Below are 14323 nucleotides of genomic sequence, written 5' to 3' on the forward strand. Positions count from 1 at the left end.
AAATTCTGTTAATTTTTGCGAAAATTAACATCTCTCTCCTATTAACGGCATAAAAAAATCGAATAGACGATTATTCGTCTATTCGATCTTTCATCTGTTTTAATATTTTCTTTTCAAGTCTTGAAACTTGTACTTGCGAAATGCCTATGCGCTCGGCTACTTCTGACTGTGTTTGATCTTTATAGTAACGCAAGTATACAATTAAGCGCTCTCGTTCATCTAGTTCTCTAATCGCTTCTTTTAAAGCAATTTTATCGAACCATTTCGTTTCAGATTGATCTGCAATTTGATCTAAAATAGTGATTGGATCTCCATCGTTTTCATATACAGTTTCATGTATAGATGAAGGGGCCCGGCTCGCTTCTTGTGCTAGAACAACTTCCTCTGGCGTTAGTTCTAGTGCCTCTGCCACTTCATTAATCGTTGGAGCCCTTCCGAATTCTTTCGAAAGCTCATCTCTCATCTTTCGAATTTTGTTTCCTGTTTCTTTTAAAGACCTACTAACTTTTACTGATCCATCATCGCGTAAGAAACGTTGTATTTCACCAATAATCATTGGAACTGCATATGTTGAAAATTTCACGTCGAAAGATAAATCAAATTTATCTACCGATTTCAAGAGCCCAATACATCCAATTTGAAATAGGTCGTCTGGTTCGTATCCTCGATTAAGAAACCGCTGTACAACCGACCAAACGAGGCGCATATTACTTTGAACGATTGTATCTCTCGCTTGTTGATCTCCATCTTGACTTTTTTGAATTAACGCTTTTAGCTCGTGGTCCTTTAACTGAGGTTTCTTCTTCTCATTTTTGACCTCTATGTCCATAGGCTATTCTCCTTAATTGCATAGAGCGTTACTATTTGATAAGTATTTTGTCAAATGGATTGTTGTCCCGAAAGATTCGTTTGAAATAACTTCTACTTCATCCATAAAATTTTCCATGATAGTAAATCCCATTCCGGAACGCTCTAATTCAGGTTTAGTTGTAAAAAGGGGTTGTCTCGCTTCATCTAAGTTAAAGATTCCAATCCCTTCATCTCGAATCGTGAGTTTCACCATTGCTTCTTCCAAAATTACAGAAATATAAACAATACCTTCTGCATTTCCTTCGTATCCATGAATAATTGCATTTGTAACCGCTTCTGACACAACTGTTTTAATCTCCGTTAATTCTTCCATCGTTGGATCTAGTTGTGCAATGAAAGCCGCCACTGTAACGCGAGCGAATGATTCATTTTGACTTAATGCTGAAAATTGAAGGTTCATTTCATTTCTCATCTATGCCACCCCCAACGTCGCGAGCGCGTGCGCTTCACTTTCTTCTAAGCGAACGATTTTGAATAAGCCCGACATTTCAAATAAACGCTTAACAGGCGGTGAAATTGCACAAACAACCATTTCTCCACCTAATCCCTTTACGTGTTTATATCGGCCTAATATAACACCTAGACCAGAACTATCCATAAACGATAAGTTCTCTAGACTCAAAACAATATGATGAACACCATGTGTCTCAATCATATCTGTTACTTTCGTTCGCAACTCTTCAGCCGTATGATGATCTAATTCACCCTCTAGTCTCACACATAGGACGTCACGTTTTACTTCTAATTGCATGGAAAGACTCACACGATTTCCTCCTTATGCTCAAACTTTACTTATTCACATACATAAAGATTTTCGTGATACAAAATAAGAATCCTTCCTGCTGACAAAAGAAGAACTATTTCGTCATAAAGTGAAACCTTTCAGCATTATTCACTTACATACGAATAGAAAAGCGGCAAAATATTTGCCGCTATTTTGATGTTGAAAACATCCCAAAACTTCTTTTAAATAACTCCCACCAGCTCGCTGCAGCAACATCTTCTTTTGCTACAATTGTTTGTTTTAATAAAACATCTTTATCTTTTTTAATAACAAGGGTGCCAAGCGCGTCACCTTTTTTAATCGGTGCTTTTACTTTCTTTTCAGCAATTACTTCTTGTTTTACCTTGTCCATATTCTCGCCCTTCTTCATAAGAAGAGAAACATTATCTGACGCAACTAAATCTACTTTTTCTTTTTTCCCTTTTCCTACTTGAACTGTCTTAATTTTTTCGCCGCGCGTATACAATTTCTTTGTCATATATTGTCCAAATGCATAGTCAAGAAGCTTTGTCACTTGGTTGTTCCGTTCTTTTGATGTTGGTGCTCCCATGACAACTGAAATGACACGCATACCATTTTTTTCAGCCGATGCTGTTAAACAATATTTCGCTTCTGTCGTAAAACCTGTTTTTACTCCATCTACGCCAGGATAAAAACGTACTAGTTTATTCGTATTAACGAGCCAAAACTTTTTATCTGTATCTTCACGTAAATAATCTTCGTACTTACCTGTGTATTTACGAATAAGTGGATACTTCATCAATTCTCTCGCCATTATAGCCATATCATTTGCTGTCGAATAATGGTCTTTGGCCGGAAGACCTGTTGGGTTTTGAAAATGTGTATTTTTCAGCCCTAAATCTTTCGCCTTTTTGTTCATCATATTTACAAATCCTTCTTCTGAACCTGCGATGTGCTCGGCTACCGCAACAGATGCGTCATTTCCAGATGCAATTGCAATACCCTTTAACATCTCATTTACAGTCATCTCTTCCCCAGGTTCTAAAAAGATTTGCGATCCACCCATTGAAGCTGCATGTTCACTCGCTCTAACTTTATCGGTCAGTTTTAATTTTCCTTTTTCAACTTCTTCCATAATTAAAAGCATTGTCATAATCTTTGTCATACTAGCAGGTGGTAATTTTTCATTTGGGTTTTTATCAAATAAAACTTTACCTGTATCTTGCTCAATTACGATTGCTGACGACGCTTGTTCCGCTAACTTCGGCGTTGTTTCTTCTGTTTTCTCTGGCTTCGTTTTCTCAGATTGCGCGAAACTCACTGAAGTTCCAGAAAGCAATAACATGAAACAAACAAGTATTCCAAAAACTCGCTTCATGACTAACCCTCCATTCTATATCAGACCTATTTTTTCCAATTCATCTTTTTTTAATACCAATTTTTTCTATTATTTTCAGTTGACAAATACATTCGTCCCCTATATTGTATTAAGTGTATTACACATAGTAGTACACTTAATACATATGAGGAAGGAGACATTGCTCTTGCATATTCAACTTGATCCAAGAAGCAACACTCCGATATGGGAACAAATTGTTCAAAATATAAAAGAACTCGTATTGAAAAACATGTTGGCTCCAAGTGATAAACTTCCTTCTGTACGCGAACTCGCTTCTTTACTCGTTATAAATCCAAATACAGTGAGTAAAGCGTATCAAGAGTTAGAGAGACAAGGAATTATTGAAACGTTACGAGGAAAAGGAACATTTGTATCCCAATCGATTACCCCAACATTAGACGAAAGGAAAATCGCTATGGTTGAAAAGCAATTTCATCAATTACTATTAGAAGCCTCTTATCTTGGTATTACGAAAGATAAAATTCATGATTGGATAGATTCATACTATAAAGAGATTGGAGGGAATACGGATGTTGAAAGTGACAAGCTTGAAGAAAACAATTGATAATCAAACAATTTTAGACGATGTTTCTTTCACATTACAAAAAGGTAGTATCGTCGGATTACTTGGAAGAAATGGTGCGGGGAAAACAACTTTATTACGAACGATAGTCGGCATTTTAGACCCAGATGAGGGAACTGTTACATATGAGGATATCGACATTCATAAGAATCCTGAAACGAAACAAAAAATCGTATATGTCCCGGATTCTACTAACATACTGAACGGTTATAAAGTAAAAGAAATCGTGAAGTTTTATAAAGCAGTTTATACCGCATTTGATGAACCATATTTCTACGAACTACTAGAACGTTTCAACTTACCAAACAAACGAATTCGTAGTTATTCAAAAGGAATGAAGGCACTGCTTGCTATCATTTTAGCTGTTGCTGCACAGGCAGAATATATTATTTTAGATGAACCAACAAACGGACTTGATCCTATCGTTAAAAGACAGATTTTACAGTTTCTCGTTGGAGAAGTTGCAGCAAAAGAAATTACCATTTTCATCTCTACCCATCATTTAGATGAAGTGGAACAAATTACAGATACAATCATTATGTTAAAAGGACATACTGTAGCATCTATTACGTCACTAGACGATGCAAAATCACAATTTGCAAAAATACAAGTAGCTTACGAGCGTTCATTACCTCAAAAACTAGAAAACTTAAGCAATATTAAAATATTAAATCAAACAGGAAAAGTATATACAATCTTAATTGAAGGAAATGTGGCTACAACACTCGAGAAGTTTTATAAAGAACAACCACTGCTCATTGAAGAATTAACAATGTCACTTGAAGATGTCTTCGTTACGACACTGGAGGAGGATGGGTATGTTTCATAAGGCGTTGTGGATGTGGAATTGGAAGCGTGGGAAATATGCTGCGTTACTATTCTTCTTTAGTTCGCTTTATCTTCTATCTCTCGGATACTATAGAAGTGCTCAGATGGAACTCGATAAATATTACGAATTACAAGAAAAAGGGGAACAGTATTATTATTTTTATACCTTTTCTGCACGAGATGGTAATAGTTTTTGGTTAACTGTTCTTATCATTGCTTTAGCCTGCTTATTGATAGGATGGGAACGTAGCAACCAATCTAATACACTACTTATGACGATGCCATTTAAAAGAAAACATGTTTTCTTATCTAAATGGGCTTTCGGTTCCTTCTGTATTGTGAGCTCGTTACTTATAAATTGGATTATTATGTATGTTATTTATAGAACAACTATCCATTTTGATTATCAATCATTTAGTCCACTTCACCGATACTTTCTTTATGCGATAGTTTCTTATGTTGCAGTCTATACAGCTGCTCTATGTATCGGTACTTTTACTGGAAGTATTGTTTCACAGGTCATTTTTTGCATTCCATGGCTACTAATGGGCCTTACATTTATTCCACTAGTGTACACTTTTACACTAAACCATTTAGAGGCTACCGATACTAAAAATAATAAATTAGATCAACAACTATATGAAATCAATCAAAAAACAAATATAGTTGTACCAATATATCGCTTTTCTATTGATTATAACTATCAGCCAGATTCTCGGAAGAGGGACAACGATCCAACTACTTTAAGAAATCCAGCATCTCACGTATATTATTCAGCCAAATCAATGTTAGTCCCTATTTTCTATACAATATTTTATTTACTACTTGGGACATATTTATATGTGCGTTCACCAAATGAAAATAGTCAAAGGATATTTATTTTCCAAAAACATTTAAAAATATGTATATGGGGGACAACCATTTACTTTTCATTACTAGGTGGCTATAAAATCAATCAATTTTATTTCTTACCTAACTACTATATCAGTTTGTTTCTCGCTGGAATCATTACTTATGTTGTATTATCACGCCTAACAAATTATAAAGTTTTTTAAAGGAGAGATCCTATGTTTCAAAAAGCACTATGGCTAAGAACGTATCAACAAAGTAAATATGTTGTATGGTTATTTTGGCTCGTCAGCTTCTATAGTTTGTCATATAAATACTATATGACTTCTATTCAACAGCAACACTTTCTAAATGACAATAAAAAATGGAACTATGTATATCATTATCACTTTGATTTAACACTTTTAGATCCTATCATGCTGTTAGGTAGCATACTGACCATTCTAGCTTGTACGTTAATTGGATGGGAAAGACAAAATAACGCTAGCGACTTGTTATGGTCTATGCCCTTTAAACGTTCACACCTTTATATAACAAAGTGGTTGTTTGGAATCTGTAATATCGCCGCTGTTGTCATTTTAAACTGGGGGCTATTTGCTATTATGAAAAGGTTGACTTTTCATAATAAATATCAAGTATTTTCACCGTTTCATAGTTACTTTATATATATGTTAATTGTATTAATCGCTATTTATACACTTGCCTTATGTATAGGCACAATCGCTGGAAATGTGATATCGCAAGGATTTCTTACTGCAGCTATATTAATCTTCCCAGCGTTACTTCCATCTCTAATATCAGGAGTCATTGCTGTTCACTCGAGTGCCGACTTTCATGAGAACAATGGCATTATACATGATGTTATGGAAAACATACGTATTTCTAGTCCAGCAGAAGATTTTACTATTAACTTTAATTATGATCCACAAAGCGCTTATACTGATCAAAATGGAGTACGTCATAACGAACCAAACTTTACAAAGATTCCGCCGGTAAAAACATTGATTGCACCTATTGCACATATACTTATTTTATTACCACTCGGTATTTATTTATATGCCCGTTCAATCAATGAGCGAAATGGTAACTATCTATTATATCCAAAGTTACAAAAGTTAGTAATGGCATGCGCTATTTTCTTTGGTGGGATCGTTGGAGGTTTAATACTAAGTCGCGCGCACTCATTGTCCAGCTTTTACATCGGATTTTTAATAACTAGTTTCATTACGTATTTCTTCCTACCTAAAATATTAAAATGGAAAGTCTCTTGGAATTTCAAATAAAATAACCTCCTCTCGATGAGGAGGTTATTTCACATTCTCTCTCCTATCCCCATACACCATCTCTTCTTTCATTCCAAATCCATCACCATTTTGCACAATTTGCTCTGTCGGGGCAACTACACTTTCGGCAATTTTCCATTCCCCACGCTCTTTTACGAATACTTGTAGAAAATAGTTCATGCCATCTAATTGATATGCATTTTCTTTTTTCACATTATAGTGAATCGCAATGTAGTACACTTGAATGTTTTCTTTCCCTATTTTTGATACGTATTGCGATAGTCTCGGTATATAAAGTGCTGCTTTCTGAAAAGATAGTTGCTTCGCTTTAACAAGCGATGAACTTGTTACATTACGTAATGTGTCCCGATTACGAATATTATCGCTATGGTGGAATAATACTGCGTTTTGCATAGAACGAACCCATAATTTCGAATATAAGACTGTATTATCATTTTCAATGTACTTCACTTCTTTTCGCACTACTTGGATAGGCGTATCTGCGTACGTGAATGTTTGAAAACAGAAAAAACCACCAAATAAAATGGTAAGTGCAGCAATATATTTCATAATCTTTCCTCCGATCTTTTAATTAAAGTATCGGAGTTTCAAAATATTTTTATTCAAAAGAAAAAGGATAGGAATGCTTTCGCTTCCTATCCTCATTTATTATAATACGCGGCCAAATAGTTCTAAGACCATTTCTATTTCTTGGTCGCTCCAACCTTTAAATCTCTCTTTATAATATTCTTTACGCACAGCTTCAAGTTTTTCAGTTACTTCTCTTCCGTGCTCTGTAATTTCTAAGTACACGATTCGACGATCTGAATTAGAACGTTTTCTTTCTACTAATCCTTTTCGTACGAGACGATCTGTAACAGCTGTAATATGACTGGAGGTTACGTTTACTTCACTCGCAATTTGCGAAGCCATCTGTGGACTGTTTAAAAATAACGCACGTAATACAGAAAATTCATTATATGGCATATGTTCTGCAAAACGTGTATTAATATCATTTTGTAATAAACGTATCATTTTTCGAAATGATGCAGATAAATCTAAAATCAGCGTTTCTCTTTTTTCGTTCAATAGCCTCGTCCCTTTTTTATCATATTTACACATATTATAATCTATAAATACCTATGTTGTATATGCTTTCTTTCCTCAACATTCTCATTTATGTAACTTTTTTCATATAAATTTCTTTTTTGTTCACACATATACATATAAAAAGGATGGTGATGGAAAATGCAGGGTGGAATGAATCCTTATTTACACAACGTACGCACTGCTAATACTGGTAAAGAAGCTACTATTACTGTACAAGGAGAAGGTGTTGTAAAAGCAAAACCGAATGTTGTTATATTAACACTCGGCATTCGAACAGATGATAAAAATGTAAAACAGGCTCAAGAAGAAAATGCAGTGCAATCCAAACAATTGTTGGATGCACTTAAACAGCTTGGTATTGCCGATAAAGATATAGAGACGATTTCTTATACAATTACTCCTCAATACGAATATGTAAATGATAAAGCCTTGCTGCAAGGATACCGCGTGGAGCATTTGTATGAAATTACCGTTTTAAATGTACAAAAAGCTGGGGAAGTATATGATATAGCCGTTTCAAATGGTGCAAATGTAGCAAAAGGTTTACGTTTCCGAGTATCTCATCCAAATAAATATTATGAGCAAGCTCTCATTCAAGCTCTGCACCAAGCAGTAGAAAAAGCTCGTGCTATTGCGAGTACATATAATTTAAATATTAATCCTGTTCCCCTCTCATTCGTTGAAGAATCTGCCCAATTACCAAGGGAGGTTACGTCTTATGCTACTTTACATGCGCAAGCAGCTCCACCCATTCAATCGGGAGAGTTAGAAATTATTTCAACAATAAGGGCAATTTTTACGTATTTATAAATAATTTCATTTATAAGTAAACGTTATCATTTTCCTTGTTGTAAAAACATGATGTTCTGATATAATAAAGGACGGTGAGCTCTTACGAAAGAGATATCACGGGTGGGAGAGGGATATGAAAAAGAAGGTTTAACATGAAAGGAATACTTGAAAGAACATTTAAATTAGGTTTACACGAAACATCACCAAAACAAGAAGTTTTAGCTGGAGTTACGTCATTTTTCACGATCGTATATATTATGATTGTAAATGCATCAATTTTATCCGATGCTGGCATTCCTCTTGAAGCTGGAATTTTAGCAACTGTTTTCAGTTCATTTGTCGGATGTCTACTCATGGCATTTTGGGCAAATGCACCTGCTATTCTTGTCCCTGGTATGGGTGTAAATGCATTCTTCACGTACACAGCTGTGCATACGCTTGGACTAACTTGGCAAGAAGCATTGGCTGCTGTCTTTATCTCTGGTATTATTTTTGCAATTGCCGCTTTTACACCAATCGCTCGCGTGCTATCAGTATCAATTCCAAAGTCATTAAAGGAAGCAATTACTGTCGGCATCGGATTATTTTTAGCGTTTATCGGATTGCAAAAAGGTGGCTTAGTCGTTTCGAACCCAAATACTGCTGTTGCAATGGGTAAATTAAGTAACCCTGTCGTTCTTGCGACCGTGCTTACTCTTATCGTTGCACTTGTACTATTTATTCGTAACGTACGTGGAAACTTTTTATGGACGATTGCAATAGGAACTGGTATTGCATGGCTATTTGGCCTTGTTGATACAAGTCAAATCGGAAATAGTTCATTCTCATTCGCTAATTACGGCGATGTGTTTGGAGCTATGTCATTTGGCAAACTTTCTTCCTTACCGTTTTGGATTGCAACATTCTCCTTAAGCATGGTGCTTATTTTTGAGAACATGGGACTTCTGCACGGTTTATTAGAAGATGACCGTAAATTCCCACGTGCTTACCAAGCCAATGCAATTTCAGCAATGACATGTGGTCTATTTGGCACAAGCCCTACCGTATCAACAGTAGAGAGTGCCGCAGGTATTACTGCAGGCGGAAAGACAGGTCTGACGTCTATCGTTACGGGGTTGTTATTCTTTGCATCATTGTTTGCACTTCCGTTTGTCAAACTAATTCCTGATAGTGCCATTGCACCAATCTTAATTATTATTGGCGGCCTGATGATTACAAGCATTCAGCAAATTCCTCTGAACGATTTTTCAGAAGGATTTCCAGCGTTCTTAATTATCGTCATGATCCCGCTCACATATAGTATCGCTGATGGCATTGCGTTCGGATTTATTGCTTACCCTATCTTAAAAGTTGCTCTTGGAAAGCGTAAAGAAGTCGCACCATCTATGTATATCATTACATGCTTATTCTTAGCTATGTTTGTATTACATGCTATTGGTTGAAAAAAAACACCGAGGAAATCCTCGGTGTTTTTTTACTTAAACCATCCTTTTTTATAAAACCAGGCCATCATTCCGCCGCCAATTAATGCCATTAGAAGAAGACAAATAAAATAACTATATTGTCCACCAAGCTCTGGCATATGCGTAAAGTTCATTCCATATACTCCCGCAATAAATGTTAATGGCATGAAAATAGTCGAGAATACAGTTAATGTTTTCATAATGTTATTCATATGATGTGAGTTTAATGAAAAATAACTATCCCGAATATCCGCCGTTAACTCTCGACTTGCCTCAATCATTTCCGTAAGTTTAAGTAAATGATCATGTATATCTTTAAAATAAATCTCATGATCACTTATACCGTAAAAACGAGTGGAATTCAAAATACGATACAATAAATCACGCATTGGAATAATTGTACGTCTTAACTTAGATAAATCTGCCCTAATATCAAATACTTCTTCTAGTACGGCTCCTGCTGTCTCACCTGTTAAATTATCATCAATCGCATTTAAATGATCTTCAATGTAATATACAGGTGCGAAATAATCATCTACAATTTGATCAGTGATCGTATGTGCTACATGTAAAGGTCCTTTCTTAATCCGCCTCTTCTCACCAAGTGTTTTCCATACTCTTTCAATTGCATTATTATGAGAAAAATGGAAAGAAACAATATAGCGATCACTAACAAACAAATCAATTTCATGTGGTTCTAGCCCATCTTCTCCAAACGCGTGAAGAACTAAAAAGTTATATCCATCATAAAAATCAACTTTTGGCCTCTGTACGTATTCTAGACAGTCTTCAATTGCAAGGGGATGGAACTTAAAATGGTCTTGCAGAATATATGTATACTCTTCTTTCGTTGGCTTATATAAATCTAGCCAATACCATACAATATGGTCTTTCTTTGTTTCTTCTAGAGAAACATCATATAATACTTCATCTGTTTTTGTTACTGCACAAATTCTAATCATAATTTCACCCATTATTATTATAAACAAAAAATAGTAAAAAAAGCCAAGGAGAAATCTCCTCAGCTTTTTTTATTACTTCGTTACGATACCGTGTACTAAAGTTGGTGCATCTACGTGTTCTTTAGAGATCTTCATGTTCTCATAAATTTTCGCTTTTACATCTTCAACATTTTCGCGGTTTGCGTAAATTGTAACGAGAGATTCACCTTGCTTCACGCTATCGCCTACTTTTTTGCGCAGCATTAGACCAACTGCTAAATCAATTTCAGACTCTTTCGTTGCACGTCCTGCTCCTAAAAGCATTGCTGCTGTTCCGATTTCGTCTGCAACGATTTCTGATACATATCCGTCTTCTTTCGCTTCCACTTCAATTTTAAATTGTGCTTGTGGCAATTTAGAAGGGTCATCAACAACAGATGCGTCACCGCCTTGCGCTGATAAGAACGTTTTAAATGATTCTAGCGCTTTTCCGTTGTTCATTACTTCAATTAGCTTTTCACGTGCATCTTCTAAAGATGAAGCTTGTCCAGCAAGGTACACCATTTGACTTCCAAGTGTTAAACATAGCTCTTCTAAATCTTTCGGCCCTTTACCTTGTAATGTATCAATTGCTTCTTGAACTTCTAATGCGTTACCGATAGCTTCACCGAGTGGTTGACTCATATCAGAAATAACTGCCATCGTATTACGACCAACGTTATTACCGATACGTACCATTGCTTCTGCTAAACGTTTTGCATCTTCATCCGTTTTCATAAATGCACCTGCTCCAGTTTTTACATCAAGAACAATTGCATCTGCACCAGCAGCAATTTTTTTACTCATAATCGAACTTGCAATAAGCGGAATTGAGTTTACTGTTGCTGTTACATCACGAAGTGCATATAGCTTTTTATCAGCAGGTGTTAAGTTACCACTTTGGCCGATAACAGCGATTTTGTTTTCATTTACAAGACGCATGAATTCATCGTTTTCAATTTCCACATGGAATCCTGGAACTGCTTCTAATTTATCAATTGTACCACCAGTATGTCCTAAACCGCGTCCAGACATTTTCGCTACTGGTACATCTAAAGCAGCTACTAATGGACCTAATACAAGTGTCGTTGTATCACCAACACCACCTGTTGAATGCTTATCTACTTTTACACCTTCAATAGCCGATAAGTCGATTGTATCACCGCTATTTACCATTGCCATCGTTAAATCAGCACGCTCTTGATCGTTCATATCTTGGAAGAAAATTGCCATTGCAAGTGAACTTACTTGATAATCAGGAATATCACCATTCGTATATCCTTCAACAATAAAGTTAATTTCTTCTGTCGTTAATGCATGTCCGTCACGTTTTTTTGCAATTAGGTCCACCATTCTCATTGTGAAGTCACCCCTTCATTTGTTTTACGATTGCTTTTACTAATGCTAAGAAGTTAGCTTTAACACGTTCTGTCGTTTCAATTACTTCATCGTGGTGAAGTGGTTGATCTAAAATACCAGCTGCCATATTTGAAATACAAGAAATACCTAATACTTTCATACCAGCGTGACGCGCTACAATTACTTCAGGTACTGTTGACATACCAACTGCATCTCCGCCAAGTGTACGAAGCATACGAATTTCAGCAGGTGTTTCATATACAGGACCTGTCATTCCTACGTATACACCTTCTTGTACTTTAATATTTAAGTCTGCTGCAACTTGTTTCGCCATTTCGCGAAGTTCTACTGTATATGATGTAGACATATCAGGGAAACGTACGCCCATTTCAGAATCATTCGGTCCGATTAATGGATTCGTACCCATGAAGTTAATGTGGTCTGAAATTAACATAAGATCGCCTGGCTCAAATGATGTATTTACACCACCAGCTGCGTTTGTTACAACTACTGTTTCTACACCTAGTTCTTTCATAACACGAACTGGGAATGTTACTTTTTGCATGTCGTATCCTTCATAGAAGTGGAAACGTCCTTGCATTGCTACTACTGTTACACCTTGAAGTGTACCAAATACTAGTTGACCTGCATGGCCTTCTACAGTTGATACTGGGAATTCAGGGATTTCACTGTAAGGTACTGTTACTGCATTCTCAATTTCGTCTGCTAATACACCTAGTCCTGATCCAAGGATTAGTCCTACTTGTGGTGTCTCTTGAAATTTCTCTTTTAAGTATGAAGCTGATTTTGTAATAAGTTCACGATTCATTTGTTTATCCCCCTATTTCTTTAGCTCGTTTAAGAAGCTTGTTCCGTATTCTGGCATTTTCACACCGAAGTTTTCTGCTACTGTTGCACCAATATCAGCAAATGTTTGACGAAGTGGTAACTCTTGTCCGCCTTCTTTCATGCTTGGGCTATATGCTAATAATGGTACATATTCACGTGTATGGTCAGTACCAGGGTGAATAGGATCATTACCGTGGTCTGCTGTAATTAATAATAGATCATCTTCTTTTAGTTTTGCGAATACTTCTGGAAGACGTGCATCATATTCTTGCAGAGCTTCTCCGTATCCTTGTGGATCACGGCGGTGGCCGAATAATGCATCAAAGTCAACTAAGTTTAAGAAGCTAAGACCTGTAAAGTCCATATTTAACGTATCTACAAGCTTATCCATTCCATCCATGTTAGACTTCGTACGAAGTGATTCAGTTACCCCTTCACCATCATAAATATCAGAGATTTTACCAATAGCAATTACATCGTAGTCACTATCTTTTAATTCGTTCATTACTGTACGGCCGAATGGTTTTAATGCATAGTCATGACGATTTGGTGTACGTGTAAAGTTTCCAGGTTCACCAACGAATGGACGAGCAATAACACGACCTACCATGTATTTCTCATCTAATGTTAATTCACGTGCAATTTTACAGATTTTATATAACTCATCAAGTGGCACTACTTCTTCGTGTGCTGCAATTTGTAATACGCTATCAGCAGAAGTATAAACGATTAAAGAGCCTGTTTCCATTTGCTCTTGACCAAGTTCATCAAGAATCTCAGTTCCAGAAGCTGGCTTATTACCGATAATTTTACGGCCTGTTTTTTCTTCTAATTCATCAAGTAATTCTTTCGGAAATCCTTCTGGGAACACTTGGAATGGTGTATCAATGTAAAGGCCCATGATTTCCCAGTGACCTGTCATTGTATCTTTACCAGTAGATTTCTCTTGCATTTTTGTGTAATATCCAAGTGGTTTCTCTACTTTAGAGATACCTTTCATTTCTCGAATGTTACCAAGACCTAATTTCACCATGTTAGGCATTTGTAACCCATTCATATGTTCAGCAATGTGACCAATTGTGTCAGATCCTAGATCACCAAATTGCTCAGCATCTGGTGCTTCACCGATTCCCACAGAGTCCATTACGACTAGGAATATACGTTTATATTTATTCATAACTGCGACCTCCTATAAGTTCAGTTCTACTTCTTG

General features: G+C 36.2%; 16 protein-coding genes. 6 read left to right on the top strand and 10 right to left on the bottom strand.

Translation table 11 applies throughout. The annotated features are described in order from the left end of the window. Positions 1-70: 70 nt before the first annotated feature. The 4 genes from sigF to dacF form a co-directional block, all read right to left on the bottom strand. Positions 71-829 carry an RNA polymerase sporulation sigma factor SigF gene (gene sigF / locus ACTL4X_RS20640; protein ID WP_000350729.1) on the bottom strand — a complete coding sequence of 253 codons (759 nt, stop codon included), beginning with the start codon at positions 827-829 and terminating at the stop codon, positions 71-73. Between the two features lie 12 nt (positions 830-841). Continuing rightward, positions 842-1282 carry an anti-sigma F factor gene (gene spoIIAB / locus ACTL4X_RS20645; RefSeq protein ID WP_001243398.1) on the bottom strand — a complete coding sequence of 147 codons (441 nt, stop codon included), beginning with the start codon at positions 1280-1282 and terminating at the stop codon, positions 842-844. Then, complete coding sequence (gene spoIIAA, locus ACTL4X_RS20650; protein WP_000059135.1) at positions 1283-1633, bottom strand: anti-sigma F factor antagonist; 351 nt, start codon at positions 1631-1633, stop codon at positions 1283-1285. A 169-nt stretch (positions 1634-1802) separates the two neighbouring features. Next, positions 1803-2993 (bottom strand): serine-type D-Ala-D-Ala carboxypeptidase DacF, encoded by a 1191-nt coding sequence (gene dacF, locus ACTL4X_RS20655; RefSeq protein WP_000831981.1) that lies wholly within the window; start codon positions 2991-2993, stop codon positions 1803-1805. Between the two features lie 166 nt (positions 2994-3159). Here dacF and ACTL4X_RS20660 point away from each other — a divergent pair, with 166 nt between their 5' ends. From ACTL4X_RS20660 to ACTL4X_RS20675, 4 genes are read left to right on the top strand one after another with little or no spacing between them, the layout of a single operon-like run. Then, a complete protein-coding gene (locus ACTL4X_RS20660; RefSeq protein ID WP_000548027.1) occupies positions 3160-3579 on the top strand; it encodes a GntR family transcriptional regulator in 420 nt (139 codons plus the stop codon). After that, complete coding sequence (locus ACTL4X_RS20665) at positions 3545-4426, top strand: ABC transporter ATP-binding protein (RefSeq protein ID WP_000922122.1); 882 nt, start codon at positions 3545-3547, stop codon at positions 4424-4426. Before ACTL4X_RS20660 ends, ACTL4X_RS20665 begins: the two co-directional genes overlap by 35 nt. Continuing rightward, the gene (locus tag ACTL4X_RS20670; RefSeq protein WP_000468523.1) at positions 4416-5480 is read left to right on the top strand and encodes an ABC transporter permease; all 1065 of its coding nucleotides are present in this window, start codon (positions 4416-4418) and stop codon (positions 5478-5480) included. Before ACTL4X_RS20665 ends, ACTL4X_RS20670 begins: the two co-directional genes overlap by 11 nt. 12 nt (positions 5481-5492) lie before the next feature. Beyond that, positions 5493-6557, top strand: a complete 1065-nt coding sequence (locus ACTL4X_RS20675; protein WP_000486539.1) for an ABC transporter permease subunit — start codon at positions 5493-5495, stop codon at positions 6555-6557. A 24-nt stretch (positions 6558-6581) separates the two neighbouring features. On the opposite strand, the gene ACTL4X_RS20680 is transcribed toward ACTL4X_RS20675, so the two are convergent. After that, positions 6582-7127: a hypothetical protein gene (locus tag ACTL4X_RS20680; RefSeq protein WP_000873774.1), complete on the bottom strand. Its 546-nt coding sequence runs from the start codon at positions 7125-7127 to the stop codon at positions 6582-6584. Positions 7128-7226: 99 nt separating this feature from the next. After that, entirely contained in the window at positions 7227-7646 is a 420-nt protein-coding gene (locus tag ACTL4X_RS20685) for a MarR family winged helix-turn-helix transcriptional regulator (protein WP_001003307.1), read from the bottom strand. 159 nt (positions 7647-7805) lie between these two features. Here ACTL4X_RS20685 and ACTL4X_RS20690 point away from each other — a divergent pair, with 159 nt between their 5' ends. Together ACTL4X_RS20690 and ACTL4X_RS20695 are read left to right on the top strand one after the other, a co-directional pair. Beyond that, positions 7806-8477 (top strand): SIMPL domain-containing protein, encoded by a 672-nt coding sequence (locus tag ACTL4X_RS20690; protein WP_001161449.1) that lies wholly within the window; start codon positions 7806-7808, stop codon positions 8475-8477. Positions 8478-8611: 134 nt separating this feature from the next. Further along, positions 8612-9901 carry an NCS2 family permease gene (locus ACTL4X_RS20695; protein WP_000676248.1) on the top strand — a complete coding sequence of 430 codons (1290 nt, stop codon included), beginning with the start codon at positions 8612-8614 and terminating at the stop codon, positions 9899-9901. Between the two features lie 32 nt (positions 9902-9933). On the opposite strand, the gene corA is transcribed toward ACTL4X_RS20695, so the two are convergent. The 4 genes from corA to deoB are packed head-to-tail and all read right to left on the bottom strand — an operon-like array spanning position 9934 to position 14287. After that, positions 9934-10896, bottom strand: a complete 963-nt coding sequence (gene corA, locus ACTL4X_RS20700; RefSeq protein WP_002026281.1) for a magnesium/cobalt transporter CorA — start codon at positions 10894-10896, stop codon at positions 9934-9936. Positions 10897-10956: 60 nt separating this feature from the next. Continuing rightward, positions 10957-12261, bottom strand: a complete 1305-nt coding sequence (locus ACTL4X_RS20705) for a pyrimidine-nucleoside phosphorylase (RefSeq protein WP_001243069.1) — start codon at positions 12259-12261, stop codon at positions 10957-10959. A gap of 7 nt (positions 12262-12268) precedes the next feature. Further along, positions 12269-13090 (bottom strand): purine-nucleoside phosphorylase, encoded by an 822-nt coding sequence (locus ACTL4X_RS20710; protein ID WP_001078446.1) that lies wholly within the window; start codon positions 13088-13090, stop codon positions 12269-12271. 12 nt (positions 13091-13102) lie between these two features. Continuing rightward, positions 13103-14287 carry a phosphopentomutase gene (gene deoB, locus ACTL4X_RS20715; protein WP_001046079.1) on the bottom strand — a complete coding sequence of 395 codons (1185 nt, stop codon included), beginning with the start codon at positions 14285-14287 and terminating at the stop codon, positions 13103-13105. Positions 14288-14323 lie beyond the last annotated feature (36 nt).

Origin of the sequence: Bacillus sp. RE35 (assembly GCF_052146655.1) — a bacterium.
GTDB classification, from domain to species: Bacteria; Bacillota; Bacilli; order Bacillales; family Bacillaceae_G; genus Bacillus_A; species Bacillus_A cereus.